The organism is Bradyrhizobium barranii subsp. apii (genome assembly GCF_011516635.5).
GTDB lineage: Bacteria > Pseudomonadota > Alphaproteobacteria > Rhizobiales > Xanthobacteraceae > Bradyrhizobium > Bradyrhizobium barranii.
In genome coordinates this window covers 1,430,805-1,444,211 of record NZ_CP096255.1, presented here as the reverse complement: position 1 = coordinate 1,444,211, position 13,407 = coordinate 1,430,805, and the positions used below count along the sequence as shown (strand labels likewise).

Annotated in this window: 7 protein-coding genes and 2 pseudogenes; 7 read left to right on the top strand and 2 right to left on the bottom strand. The window is 60.4% G+C overall.

What is annotated here, in order from left to right; translation table 11 throughout:
- Positions 1-620: 620 nt before the first annotated feature.
- Positions 621-1,567 (bottom strand): IS630 family transposase gene (locus HAP41_RS06875; RefSeq protein ID WP_166063836.1). Its coding sequence is split into 2 segments (ribosomal slippage): positions 621-1,228 and positions 1,228-1,567, totalling 948 coding nucleotides; the frame shifts between segments, so codons are not numbered across the junction.
- A gap of 461 nt (positions 1,568-2,028) precedes the next feature.
- Here HAP41_RS06875 and HAP41_RS49975 point away from each other — a divergent pair.
- The 5 genes and pseudogenes from HAP41_RS49975 (at position 2,029) to istB (ending at position 10,246) form a co-directional block, all read left to right on the top strand.
- Entirely contained in the window at positions 2,029-2,151 is a 123-nt protein-coding gene (locus HAP41_RS49975) for a hypothetical protein (RefSeq protein WP_256459633.1), read from the top strand.
- Positions 2,152-2,930: 779 nt separating this feature from the next.
- Positions 2,931-4,673 carry an ABC transporter ATP-binding protein gene (locus HAP41_RS06870; RefSeq protein WP_166104056.1) on the top strand — a complete coding sequence of 581 codons (1,743 nt, stop codon included), beginning with the start codon at positions 2,931-2,933 and terminating at the stop codon, positions 4,671-4,673.
- Between the two features lie 798 nt (positions 4,674-5,471).
- Positions 5,472-6,313, top strand: a protein-coding gene (locus tag HAP41_RS06865) for an IS5 family transposase (RefSeq protein WP_206706213.1) whose coding sequence is annotated in 2 segments (ribosomal slippage) — positions 5,472-5,547 and positions 5,547-6,313 — 843 coding nt in all. Because the reading frame shifts where the segments join, the coding sequence is not laid out codon by codon here.
- Positions 6,314-7,963: 1,650 nt separating this feature from the next.
- Positions 7,964-9,494, top strand: a pseudogene (istA, locus tag HAP41_RS06860) (IS21 family transposase).
- An 8-nt stretch (positions 9,495-9,502) separates the two neighbouring features.
- Positions 9,503-10,246 (top strand): IS21-like element helper ATPase IstB, encoded by a 744-nt coding sequence (istB, locus tag HAP41_RS06855; protein ID WP_166104059.1) that lies wholly within the window; start codon positions 9,503-9,505, stop codon positions 10,244-10,246.
- 358 nt (positions 10,247-10,604) lie between these two features.
- Here istB and HAP41_RS06850 read toward each other — a convergent pair whose 3' ends face one another.
- Positions 10,605-11,936 (bottom strand): IS5 family transposase, encoded by a 1,332-nt coding sequence (locus tag HAP41_RS06850; protein WP_166072938.1) that lies wholly within the window; start codon positions 11,934-11,936, stop codon positions 10,605-10,607.
- Positions 11,937-12,151: 215 nt separating this feature from the next.
- Between HAP41_RS06850 and HAP41_RS06845 the strand changes: the two genes are divergently transcribed.
- Entirely contained in the window at positions 12,152-12,412 is a 261-nt protein-coding gene (locus HAP41_RS06845; RefSeq protein ID WP_231168619.1) for a ParA family protein, read from the top strand.
- 861 nt (positions 12,413-13,273) lie between these two features.
- Positions 13,274-13,378: pseudogene (locus tag HAP41_RS50670) on the top strand (hypothetical protein); the annotation flags it as partial.
- Between the last annotated feature and the right edge of the window lie 29 nt (positions 13,379-13,407).

Below are 13,407 nucleotides of genomic sequence, written 5' to 3'. Positions count from 1 at the left end.
GCTCTTCCGCCCCTGAGAAGCCATCTGCACTCCGAGAGGTCATCCGCCAGCGCGGAGGCCCTGATGAGTTCGCGGTGACGAGCACTTAGCTCTTTAGGCTGATCAAGATCATATTCTCGCGGCGTGCACGAAGAGTATCGCTCATGAATGGCAAGCTGCCGCCCGCTCGTGGTCGCTTGGCTAGGGGCGGCTCGCGAGCAATGAAAGACAGCACGGGGAGCATCACTGCGGATGTTGGACCGACATCGATCGGCCTTATCGGCATCTTAATGACAGCGGTCCAACTGGCCGCGCACTTCAAGACCACGCCTCGAACAATCGCTCGTTGGGCTGAAGAGCCAAATTTTCCGTGCGCGAGCACTTCAGCAGGTGAGGTAATGTGGCTGTTAACGGACGTACAGGAGTGGAATCGCCAACGCCGACGCACCGCGCCGCGCTACGCTCCAAAGAGAAGACCATCGAGAAGGTGGTGGAAAAAGCTGGCCGCCGCCAGCGCCTCATTGCGGTGTTTTCCCGGCGATATCCGCCGCAGATCCGGCGATCGGCAGTTCCGCCGCTTGGCGCGCCCCTCTCGCCCAAGATGATCGTTCAGGCCGATGGCTCGCTAGAGCGTTTTCCGATCACGTTGCGTCGTAACCAGCCGCGACGAGATAATTTTGACATTCCTCGGGTGAGAAGCGTTTGAGAGCGTTGGCGATTGCTTGCCAGAGATCGGGCATGGTGCGGGCTGCGGCGGTCCGCAACAGCGCTTTCAGTTTGGAGAAGGCCATTTCAATCGGGTTGAAGTCTGGACTGTAGGGCGGAAGATAGAGCAGGCTAGCTCCGACCGCCTGGATGGCCTCTCGAACGCCATGGACCTTGTGAGCGGGCAAGTTGTCCATGATAACGGTATCGCCCGGCCGCAGCGATGGGGCGAGCAATTGCTCGACGTAGGCCAGGAAAGCGTCGCCATCCATTGGACCGTCCAGAACAAGCGGCGCGATCAGACCGTCGGAGCGCAATCCAGCGGTGAACGTCGTCGTCTTCCAATGTCCGTGTGGGATAGCTGCACGACATCGCTCGCCGCGTGGCGAGCGCCCGTAACGCCGCGCCATTTTGGTGTTGGCGCTGGTTTCGTCGATGAAGACGAGACGCTCAGGGTCAAGGTCGATTTGCCCTTCGAACCACTCCTCACGTGCGGCATTTATATCGCCGCGCCGTTGCTCGGCGGCGTGCGCTGTCTTTTTTTAAGTGTGATCTTTCTGCGCTGGAAAAAACGCCAGAGCGACGCGATGCCAGTCGATATTCCACGACGTTTCAACAGTTCTCGCAACTCGGCAAGCGTGATATCCGGCCTCGCTGTCACCGCCTCCAGAATCAATTGCGAATGCGCTTCGATGCGCTGCGATTTGCGGTCACCGCCCTGGCGTTTAGGAACGATGTCGCCAACTTTCTTGAGGCGACCGCGCCAGCGGATTGCACTGGCCGCGCTGACACCAAAGCGCTCAGCAGCCTGTCGACAGGACATGCCACCGTCAATCGCGGCTACCACCCTTTGGCGAAGATCAACCGAAAGCGCCCTGGCCATACATGCTGGCCTCCCTCGCCAGCATGCAGCTTGAATCTGACTCGCGCCGTTTTGGGAATCCCCACCCGATTCTTTCCGGTCGGAAAATGCTCTAGCCCCTGCGCCCACTGAAGAACAAGAATCGAATGTAGCCGATTTTCATCAGTGACAGAATCTTAGTGCTGCCGTGTTTCGCCAGGCTGTGAATGCACTGCCGGCGGCATTGATCGCGTCGATAACGCGCTTCTCAGGTGCACCCAGCGTGTCTTTCGGCACGTAGTACCGGGCCACCTCAACGCGGAGATCGGCCAGCCTTTTTCAAGCGAGCTTGTTCGAGCGACCGCCGGATGCCGATTTGGCTCCCTCATCCGCGGTCACTTTGCATCCGTTATAAAGTTGGAAAGTTCATCCAGAATGTGAGGGCGCCTCCGATGGAGACCACGGCCCCGAGCAGCCGGTGCGCGGCAGGAGAGAGGACGCCGATGGCCCTTGTTTCCATCGAAAATCGCGCGGCGGTTCGTATCATCACCTACGCAAACGCCCCGTTCGGCACCATGGCCGCTGCCGGGACGGCCGAGATGTTCCATGCAGCCGCAGCAGATTAACTGATTAGCGCCAACGCAGGCCTGCCGCGCAGAATAGAACGTTCTCATAGATGGATGATGGGCTATGATTTCTGCATCAATCGTTCCCGAGTTATCCAAAAGATCCACGAAATCCCAGGAGAGCGTAACCGTACGAGTGCGCTCCTCCACATGGAAGTAAATTGGGAGGCTACCTATATGGCCTGCTCGTACACGCAACCGAGGCCCCCGGCGAGCGGCCTCGATCACGATAAAATCGAGCGGGCCAGTACATGCATTTCTGGTAGTGCTGACGAAACTGATCCGTAGACGCAAGGGCTATTACGACCGAATGAACGCCATAGTTTTCCAAGTCGGCTATTTTCAGAGTGGCCTTGAGCATTTGTTCCTCGACTTAAACGTTACCGCCTCTCGTGTGAGAGGCGGTAACGGAGTGAAGAATGATCTTAAAGGTAGCCTTCGTTAGCGCTGTCGTTAGGGAGGGGCCCTTCGGCCCCACAATAGTGGGAGGTGGCAGCACCGGTAAGAGGAGGTCAGTTGTATCGGGCCGCGATGGCCGCTTAGACGTGTCTGCAGTTGCGCTCTTCATGTCTGTTCCTATTGATAGCGTGATCGGGCTTCTCGTCGTGTGGCGCGGCAGCGTGTCGAGCCACACTATAACTTCTCTCATGTGAGAACCCGGGCGACAACCTACCAAGATTTGGCGGGGTTGGATGACGGTGCTGGACAAAACTGGGTTGGAGTCTAGTAACGGTAAACGTCAGCAAATTCCACAGAGCCGCATCTTTACGTGAGATCGTATGGAATCCAGATCGCAAGGCCATGTCGGCTCTCTCAGTGTAAGCAAAGCCCCATTCCCTGGATCAACCGCAGATCAGGTCAACGACAGCGCATTGTCGCCGGTTTCCGAAATTCTGCATGCGTACTGGCGATCCGATCGGCGCTTGCTTCTCATCGTTGCCACAGTGGTGCTGATCTCCAGCGCGAGCAGCGTCGCAGCCCCCTATGTATTTTCGAGTCTCATTGATCGTCTCCCGCGGGGGGAAGGCATGTCGGCGCTTGCCTGGGGATTCGCCGGCTATGCGGTCCTGCTCGGCATAGCCTCCGCATTGCAGCGCATGCTGCAGTATCTTTCCTTCATGACAGCCGAGAACCTGGGCTTCATCGCTGCAACTCGCTTTTTCGATCGCATTCTGAGAAAAACCTCGGCCTTTTTTCTTGAGCACAATCCCGTGGAGATACAGAGTGCGGCCGCGCGCGGGTGCAGCGGGTTGACGACGTTGGTCCAGCTTGGAATTATGATATTCATCCCGGCTGCAGCGCAACTTCTGCTTACGCTCGCTACTCTCGGTGTGCTCGTCAATATCCAAGTCGCTGCAATCGTCCTCGCTTATGGGGCTGTCGCGATTACATTGGGGTGGAATTCCACGCGTCGGGCGCGCGTGTTTCTGGACCGGGCCATCGAAGCCGGACAGGAGAATGCGCGTTTCGTCGGCAACGTCATGAACTCCATGGACACGTTGCGCCATTTCGGCAGTCATTCCTGGATGAGTCAGCGCTTTACGATGAAGGCGCGGGAGGTGCGCGATAACTGGCGAGCCTACGTGTTTCAACGATTGGCCTACATAGCCGTGCTCGGCTTAGCCATCGCGCTACAATTTGCCGTCACACTTCTCCTTCTAATGCCTGAATACCGGGCCGGCGCGGTCACGATCGGCGATATTGTGCTATTCAACACGCTTCTACTCCAACTCAATACGCCCTTCGAGATGGTCGCGCGCGCGATCTCTGACGCGGCGCGGTCGCGAGCCGACCTCATTCCTCTCGCCAGACTGTGGGTCGCACCAGAAGAGCGGCGAACATCTCATGCTCATGATTTCACGCCCTCCGCTGGCCAGCTATCCTTCGAGGGCATTCGGTATGCCTACGACAACGGTCGTGGCGTTACGAATGTCTCGTTTCTGGCTAGGCGCGGCGCCATTACCTTCCTTGTCGGCGAATCCGGATCGGGGAAGTCGACAATATTCAAGCTCGTCCTGAAATCGATCGAGCCAGACTGCGGCCGTATTCTGGTCGATGGAACCGATATAGCGACCATCGATCACACGGATTGGTATGCCGCAGTTGCTGTTGTGCCGCAGGACGTGATGTTGCTCAATGAGTCGGTAGCCGACAACATTCTGCTAGGACGGCCCCGCGACGAGGTGCGCCTTCGCGGTGCGTCGGAAAAAGCCGCAATTCTCCGCATTATCGAGGCTCTGCCGGAAGGATTTGAAACAACCGTTGGAGAACGCGGTTTGAAGCTTTCAGGCGGGGAGCGCCAGCGTGTTGCTATTGCCCGCGCGCTCTATGGCGAGCCGGCGATCCTTCTTCTCGACGAGGCCAGCTCCGCGCTTGACGAACGAACCGAGCGCGACATTTTGGACCGTATTCGCAGCCTGGCGGAAGATGTGACCGTGCTGGCAATCACTCATCACAAAGGCGTCATTTCTACAACCGACGTCGTGGTCGAGCTGACCGACTGCGGTTTGTCCTTGACCTAGGCGAAGGGGATAATCAGCCCGGCGCATTGATTGTCTGCACTGTAGGCGCATTGCTGGACGAGATGCCTTCGCAATTGCAAGAAGTGGCCCACGCAATTAAACGTGTCAATCGTGCATACGATGACGTAATTGCGGTCAGCGCCTGCGGCTCAAAACGTCAGCTATCTTCAAGCCTTCCCGCAAGCTCGCGAATCGGAGGGGACTATGAAGCAACCGCCAGCCTGTTGAGCTCGTCGGATAGCAGGAGAAGGTATTTTTCGAAGCGTTCGGCTCTTTGGTTGGGGACGAGCGCTGTCACCACTTCCTGGAGGTCCTGTCCGACGACGGGTACGATTGACAGCACCGATCGCGCTTCGGCGGTCGTGACATCGGCGGCTCGTTCCCAAGTCTGGTTTTTCTGAAACGCCCGGGTGTTCTGTCATGATGACGATACAACCCGAACGGGCGAGCGAACGCACCCCCGAAAGGAGATGGATTTTTAGGTGCAGGCTGACCGCGGGTTTAGGAACCCGGACCGAAACAGGCTGGCGATCGATCGGCGTCGATTGCTGCCGAAAGCGCGGTGAGCCTTGGCGGGCGCGCTGGACCCTCTGGTTTGGCAGAAGGCCAAAAGATTTCTTACGAAGTCAAAGTCGCCCCCAAGCGAGCAAAAGCAGCGCAGAAAACCTGCGGGTCTGATCACGTCCGCCTGTGATAGATCTCCGGCAACAATCGCTAAGTGTCCAACCGAAAAATAAGTTGAGTGATATCAGCGAGTTCTGATTCCATCGGTGTTGCGAAGCATCAAAGGGATCGAGAATGTGGACTGATATCACCCGGGCACAGTTTGCCCGAGAGGAGCTGCGTTTGCCAAGCGACTTGACGGATGCGGAAGGGGCGTGCTGGAGAGGTTGCTTCCTGTGCGGGCCAAGCGCGGGCGGCGCCCGAAATGGAGCTATCGCGACATCGTCGAGGCAGTACTCTATCTGCTGCGCGGCGGATTGCCGTGGCGCATGCTGCCGCCCACTCTGTTTCCACCAATGACCACGGTGCAGTACTATTTCTACCAATGGCGCGACAGCGGATTGTGGCAATCGATCAACCACGCACTCCTGATGCTGGCGCGCGAGGCGATCGGCCGGGAGGCCTCGCCGACGGCCGGCGTGATCGACAGCCAATCGGTCAAGACCACGGAAAGTGGCGGCCCTCGCGGCTACGACGCGGGAAAGAAGATCAAGGGTCGAAAGCGCCACATCGTCACCGACACCCAAGGGCTCCTGGTCGGAGCGATCGTTCACGCTGCCGACGTCCAGGATCGTGACGGCACGCCAGATGTCCTGTGCAGCATTCGCTACCGCTTCCCCTGGCTGCGCCATATCTTCGCCGATGGCGGCTATGCCGGCGAAAAGCTCAAGGCGGTGCTGGAAAAGATCGGCCGGTGGACTGTCGAGATCATCAAGCGCTCCGATGCCGCACAGGGCTTCGAGGTGCTTCCGCGCCGCTGGGTGGTCGAACGAACCTTCGCCTGGCTCGGCCGCAACCGCAGATTGGCCAAGGACTTCGAGCGAACCATCGAAAGCGCAACTGCCTGGCTCTTCCTCGCCTCTGTCCAACTCATGACAAGGCGCATCGCAGCGATAAAAACAGCAATGCAATTTTGAGTCAGGCTCTAAGACGAACAGGCTGCGTTCTTTTCAGAGAGGACGCAGCGAATTAGGAGTGCGGCACGTCTTTGGACTGACCATGTTCGCCGTCTTTTGCGTCTATATCCGCGTCGGGCTTTCGATCCTAAGTGCAGTAGGCCACGGCAGCACGGCTTGCAGGTTCGTTGTCCGCGCTTTCGGCAGGAGCTTGAGCAATTCGGGTTTGATAAAGCCGAGCGGCCGAGCGCAGCCGTGTGCACGAAAACCCAAGGGAGAGCGCGCGGTTTCGTCGCGCCCTGAGTAGGCAATGACTGTTGCAAACGTCTAGGTTGTATGCAACCGTAGACTTGGGTGTCAGAAACCCGAGATAGCATCAGTGGCCATCAATGGGCTAGCGTATAACAGCCCCGTTCGGTGGGACGGTGCGCCCATGTCGAAGGGGCACCCCAAAAGCACATTGGCCGTTCAGGATTACGGTTTCTGAACCGCCGGCAGCCAGTCCGCTACCGGCATCAGAGCTAAAAGCAAAATCCATGAACCATCAGCGAATCTCGCGCCGTGGCGATCGCGCGCGTCTGCAGTCGAAGTGTTGCACGACAACGAAACATCTCAGCAGAGAGCCGACCGGTTGCTGGTGCCGCACAAGCGGCGTAACGGCATCGTCAACTTAATCGACCGCCGAGCTGAAGGAGGCGCTTCTTAAAGATTCGAGATTCAGCCATTGTGCTTGTCGTCTCGCACCAAGTCGCAAAGGCTCGCTCGCGCGAAGCGACGGCAGTGACGGCTCCCCATGCGAGCCAACAAATAAGCCCGCTAGCCTCTCCGGATTTGTTAGCGATCTGTGGACGCTCACATTGCTGTCGGCCGCCAAAGACGATCTTGGCGGGGTTTCCTCGGCAAGGCGGTTGATACCTGGTCCGGCGAGTGTCGCCCACGTGTGGATTCAGGATCACTCGCCGAGGAGCTTCGACAATACAACGCCGCTCGCTTGAAATGATTCGAGCGGCGTTGGCTCCCAGCCCCGCGAAGGTGATGCAAAATCCCGACAAGGATGGGTCAGCACAAAGCGTGCCAAGGTTCATGTCTCAAACTGGAACTTTGTAGAACTGCGGGAGTCAATTCCTGGCTCTCAACCCCTTCACTACGCTCAACAGATGGAAAGCCCAACCAACTGAGCTGACGCCATTTAGTGTTCTTCGCGCTGGGACCCTTTGACTCGCGCGGAGCAGGGATTTCCTGTCTATATGGTGCAGGCCCGGAACGTGTTGGAAGTTCAAACCAACCCGCCGGGGAGGGCGGCTGCGCTTCGGTGACAACGTCAACCGCCTGTCGACCCGTGCGGACTGGTTTTCGATCCGGCGCGTCTTTTTTCTTTGGCTGGGCCGACCTGACTCTTCTGGCAGGGGATTTGTGCCGGGCTTTGAAGATTATCTAGAAAGCGCCGGTCCGTAGCGGCTGTTGGTTCCAACCAACAGCAGGGATGAAGAGTGCTGATTCCGCTCGATGTCGCCCACCATTCCGGAATGATCTCGCCCACCGTTCCGATTTGATGTCGCCCACCATTCCGGGATGATGTCGCCCGGGGTGACGAGGCCTCTTCTGGCTCCGATACGGTCCCGCCTTTCGGCTTTGCGAAGGGGGACCTGGATGCCGACGGAGAGGTTTGCGATGCGCCATGTGCGCGATGTGATCAGATTGAAGTCGGCCGGGATGCCGACCCGCGAGATTGCGCGGCGGGTCGGCACGGCCCCTTCGACGGTGCGGTTGACGATCCGCCGGTTCGAGGCGGCGGGGCTGACCTGGCCGTTGCCAGACGACGTCACCGACACGGTGCTGGAGGCCCGGCTGTTCGCCAGCGCCGGAGCCGGTCCGGGCACCCGGCGGGGCCATCGGCGGCAGGCCGAGCCGGACTGGGCGGCGGTGCATCGCGAGCTCAAGCGCAAGCACGTGACGCTGTCGATCGTGTGGGAGGAGTACATCGCGGGCGAACCCAGCGGGTATCGCTATTCGCGGTTCTGCGAGCTCTACCGGGCTTGGGAAGGCCGGCTGTCGGTGACGATGCGCCAGTCGCACGCTGCCGGCGAGAAGCTGTTCGTCGACTATGCGGGCGACGGCGTGCCGGTGGTGATCGACCGGCTCACCGGCGAGCGGCGCGCCGCGCAGATTTTCGTCGCGGTGCTCGGCGCATCGAGCTTCACCTACGCGCAGGCGACCTGGACGCAGGGCCTCGCCGACTGGATCAGCGGGCACGTCGGCGCCTTCGAGGCGATCGGCGGCGTGCCGGCACTGCTGGTGCCGGACAACACCAAGGTCGGTGATCAAGGCCTGCCTCTACGATCCGCAGATCAACCGCAGCTACGCCGATATGGCGGCGCATTACGGCACCGCCATTCTGCCTGCCAGGCCACGACGGCCACGGGACAAGGCCAAGGTCGAGCAGGCGGTCCTCATGGTCGAGCGCTGGCTGCTCGGACGGCTGCGCCACCGGATCTTCCACAGCCTCGCCGAGGTCAACGCGGCGATCGCCGAGTTAATGACCCGGCTCAACGAGGAGCGGCCGATCCGGCGGCTCGGCGTCACCCGCCGCAAGCTATTGGAGGAGATCGACCGGCCGGCACTGAAGGTCTTGCCGGAGAGCCCTTACGTGTTCGCCGAGTGGCGGATCTGCCGGGTCAGCATCGACTATCACGTCGAGGTCGAGGCGCATTACTACAGCGTCCCGCATCGCTTCGTCCGCGCCGAGGTCGAGGTGCGCTTCACCGCCCGCACCGTGGAGATTTTCCACAAGGGCGAGCGGATCGCCGCGCATCAACGCGTGAGCGGCAACCACAAGCACACGACCGTGCCGGAGCACATGGCCTCCAGTCATCGGCGCTACGCCGGCTGGACCATCGAGCGCATCCGCAAGGATGCCGCCACGATCGGGCCGGCCACCGCGGCGCTGTGTGATCTGATCCTGGATGAACGCACACACCCCGAGCAGGGCTTCCGCGCCTGCCTCGGCATCATCCGGCTGGCCCGCTCCTACGGGCAAGAGCGGCTCGATGCCGCCGCCATGCGGGCGATCGATATCGGCGCGCGCACTTACGGTTCGGTCAAATCGATCCTCGCCAACAATCTTGATCGGCGTCCTTCACCCAAGCGCTCCGCGGACGACGCGCCGATCCTCCATCCCAACATCCGCGGGCCGCGCTACTAGATCACGCCTTGCTCACCCATCCGCCCCTCGATCAGCTCCATCAACTCGGCCTTCACGGCATGGCCAAGGCCTTCGCCGACATCGAAGCCGGCGGCGAGGCCGCCAGCCTCGGTCACGCCGAATGGCTTGCGCTCTTGCTCGAACGTGAAGCGTCGCTGCGACGCGACAAGCGACTGTCGAAGCGGCTTCAATATGCCAAGCTGCGCCAGCAGGCCTGCATCGAGGACATCGACTATCGCACCCCGCGCGGCCTCGACCGCAGCCTCTTGACGATGCTGGTCGAAGGCCAATGGATCGACGACCACGCCAATCTTTTGATCTGTGGCCCGTCCGGCGTCGGCAAGAGCTGGCTCGCCTCGGCGCTCGGCAACAAAGCCTGCCGCGACAATCGCTCCGTGCTCTATCAGCGCGTCCCGCGACTGTTCAGCGATCTGGCCTTGGCGCGCGGTGACGGCCGCCACCCCCGCCTGCTGCGCGCGCTCGGCCGCGTCGATCTCCTCATCCTCGACGACTGGGGTCTCGAGCCGCTCGACGCCGCGGCCCGCCACGACCTCCTGGAGATCCTCGAGGAACGCTACGGCCACCGCTCCACCATCGTCACCAGCCAGCTTCCCGTCGATCAATGGCACGCGCTGATCGGCGACCCCACCTATGCCGACGCCGTTCTCGACCGCCTGGTCCATAACGCCCACCGGATCGATCTCAACGGCGAGAGCCTGCGGCGAACCCGTAAGCCTGGCCGAAAGGCCTGAGCCCGTGGCCCTGTGGACATGCCGCTGCGCTTGGACGACGCGAAGGGCGTTGCCCACATGCCCACAGCAGGAGCAGCAAAAAACAAGTCCTTCGAGCCGCGATTCAAGATTGACCACGCGGCTTCGCCGATGCCAGAAACCAGACAGCCAGAACGCCTCGCGCCCCGGGCGACATCAAATCGGAATGGTGGGCGAGATCATCTCGGAATCCTGGGCGAGATCAAATCGGTACACCCGGGCGAGATCATCGGAATCCGCAGAAGAGGCCGGTTTCATCGAGATCGTGCCAGCAGGAGCCACGATCGGAAGGAATAGTCATCAATGAACACGATCGTCATCAACAATAAAAAGTCGTCCGTTAACAAGCGGGATTGAGGGCGACTGGGGTTGCGAAGGCGCGCCAAAGGACGGTCAGGATGAAGCGCAAGAGCTTCCTGAGCCAGGCGAGGATACGGCGGAAGTTATAGCCGACGGCGGAGAGGATGACGTTGGCCGCATCGCCGGCACGGCCTTTGAGGTAGCAGCGGCCGAGGTAACCATCGACTTTCAGGTGTCCGATGATGGGTTCGATGGCGGAGCGGCGGCGCAGCTCGCGCTTGATGACACCGAAGACGCCGCGCTTCTGGCCAGAGATGAAGACGCGACGGGGATTTTGTGCGTCGTGGCCGCGATATCCCTTGTCGACATAGGCCCGCTCGATCGCGCAGCCGGTGAGTGTCTCGGTGCGGTCGATGACGTCCCGCAAGGTGTGACCGTCGTACGGGTTATCGGGTAGCGCCCTGGCGTGCAGCACGAACAGGCCACCGGGAGCCCGGCGGTTGTTGGTGACGATAGAGGCTTTGACACCGAACTCGTAAGGCGCGGCTGCTTTGCCCTTGCCGATGCATTCCACCTCCGGGGCGTGGAAGGAATAGAGCTTCCAGCCGCGCTGGCGCTGCTGCTGCGCGCGAATCTGCGTGGCCCGGCTGAGCGAGAGGGCGAACGCGTTCTCGAGCACAGCCTGACCTTCGATCTTGCAGCGGATATCGCGGATGATCCGGCCCAGCCGGCTGCGCAGCTGCCGATGATGACGCTTGAATTGCTTGGCATGGGCGTAGCGTCCCGCCATCATTGCCGCGGTCTTGGCAATGCGAAGATAGGACTGCCGCAGCTTGACCCCGTGCTTCCTCGCCAGGCGGTTGAGCCCCTTGATCGCCGCGTGCAGCAGCTTGGCGTCGGTCGGGAAGGTGATCGCCTTCGGCTGCACGGTGGTATCGACCGTGACCCGCTTGAGGTCTTGGCTGCGTAACGCGCCGGCCTCGTGCGCCACCCGCAAGCTCTCGGCCAGCAACAGCTCCAGCTTGTCGCCGAGCCGCTTGCGCCAGTGGCTCAGGTCCGAGCGCTCGTGCGGGAACGCGTGCTGAAAGAACTCTTCGCCGGTGAAGTACTGGAAATACGGGTCGTGGACCCAACGCTCCCCCTCGTCGGACAGGCCGTAAATGTGCTTGAGCAGCAGCAGCCCGATCATGAAGCGGGTCGCGATGCCCGGCCGGCCGTTCTCGCTATAGAGCGGCGCGATCTCGCCGTCGATCCAGTCCCAATCGACCTTGCCGGCGAGCTGAACCAGCTCGTGCTTCATATTGATGATCTGGTCCAGCCTGGCCCGGAACAGATCGCCCGATCCCGTCGTCTTGTGCTTCTTCGGTCGCATCGCCACCTCCGACGCAACGACGGAATCATGACTGGCGATTCGACGGAAACCCGAAAATGAAACTGCAAGGTTCCGATGTCCGAAGCATCAAAACCCTGCAATCCTAACAATCCAAAACGACAAATGCGATTCCAGCTCAATCGCTTAGCCGCTCTTCACGGACGACTAAAAAGGGTGTCGGCAAGACGACGCTTGCTGTGCATCTGGCTTGGTTCATGGCGGAAGCTGGCCACCGGGGTCTGATGATCGATGTTGACGCGCAGGGCAGCGCGACCGACACGATCAAGCAGAATACAGGGGCGATCTCGCCGGCCGATCTCTTCAAGCCGGCGACCCGAGTCGCTGGTGAAAACAACGGTATCACGCTGGCGCCGGCCGACAGTGACTTTACGGATATCGATCGCGGCAACGCTGCTGCCGTCATGACCCTGACAGCAATCTCGCCGATGCCGCCGAGCGGTTCGATATCTGAATGATCGATACCCCGCCATCGCTTGGCTTCGCAGCGCCGCTTGCCTGGTCGCCGCCTCGCATGCGCTGGCGCCAATTTACCTGGAAGATTAAAGGCCTGATGCAGACCGTGATCGGTGTCCAACGACGGTGCGGTCGCCAGGACACGAGAATCTCGGCCTGCTACATTCGAATTTCAATACCAAGTCGCCTCGTCAACGGACGCACTTAGAGCAGCTCTTGCGCGAAGCGGGAAAGTACGCATTCCCAGGCCAGATTGTTGCACGAGACCGCTATGCCGAAGCCGTTGCGGAACGCGTGCCGGTGTGGAGATTGAAGCGTCGCTGGGCGCAAAAAATCGCATAGTTTCACAACCGAGGTCGGCAGCATCGTCGCTGGCAATAAGGGTTCGCTATCAGAACCGGACCGGAGAGCTTGTTGTCGATCAAACGCAAGCAGTCGCAGCCCTCAACGCAGCAAGGGTGGAGACGGAAAAAGAGCTTGGGATCACGGTCATAATGGAAAAATGGATCGTCTCCCAATCCGTCATCAATCCAGCCTTCGACTCCAACGAGAGAGAGCGAGAAGATTGGCTAGCAGCTAGGCGACATCTCGCTCTCGATACTCGATCTCGCCGATTGAAGCCGCTACGTTCCAGCTCTCGTAATAAGGGAAGCGGCCAAGGCGCGGCAGTTGGTCTCCGCGGTCACAGCAAACAGGCCAGCCCTATCACTACAAGGCACTGCTCCTTGGGGGCCCACCAAAACGGTAGTTGAGGCGACCGCGGCAGATTTGCAGAGTACGACCCGTCTATCGATCACGGGGGCGATGCCGGAGCCAAGCTTTATGGAAAGCGTTCAGTACTTCGTCACGCGCCATGAAGGCCAGTGGAGGGTTGCGCTCATTGTGAGCACTCCGGCGCTTACGCCACTGAGGAAGAGGCGATCCGCGCCGCGGTCGACGCAGCCCACAAGGAGGGAAAGGCAGGACGCGACGCTCAGGTTCTAGTTCAGGGCCATGA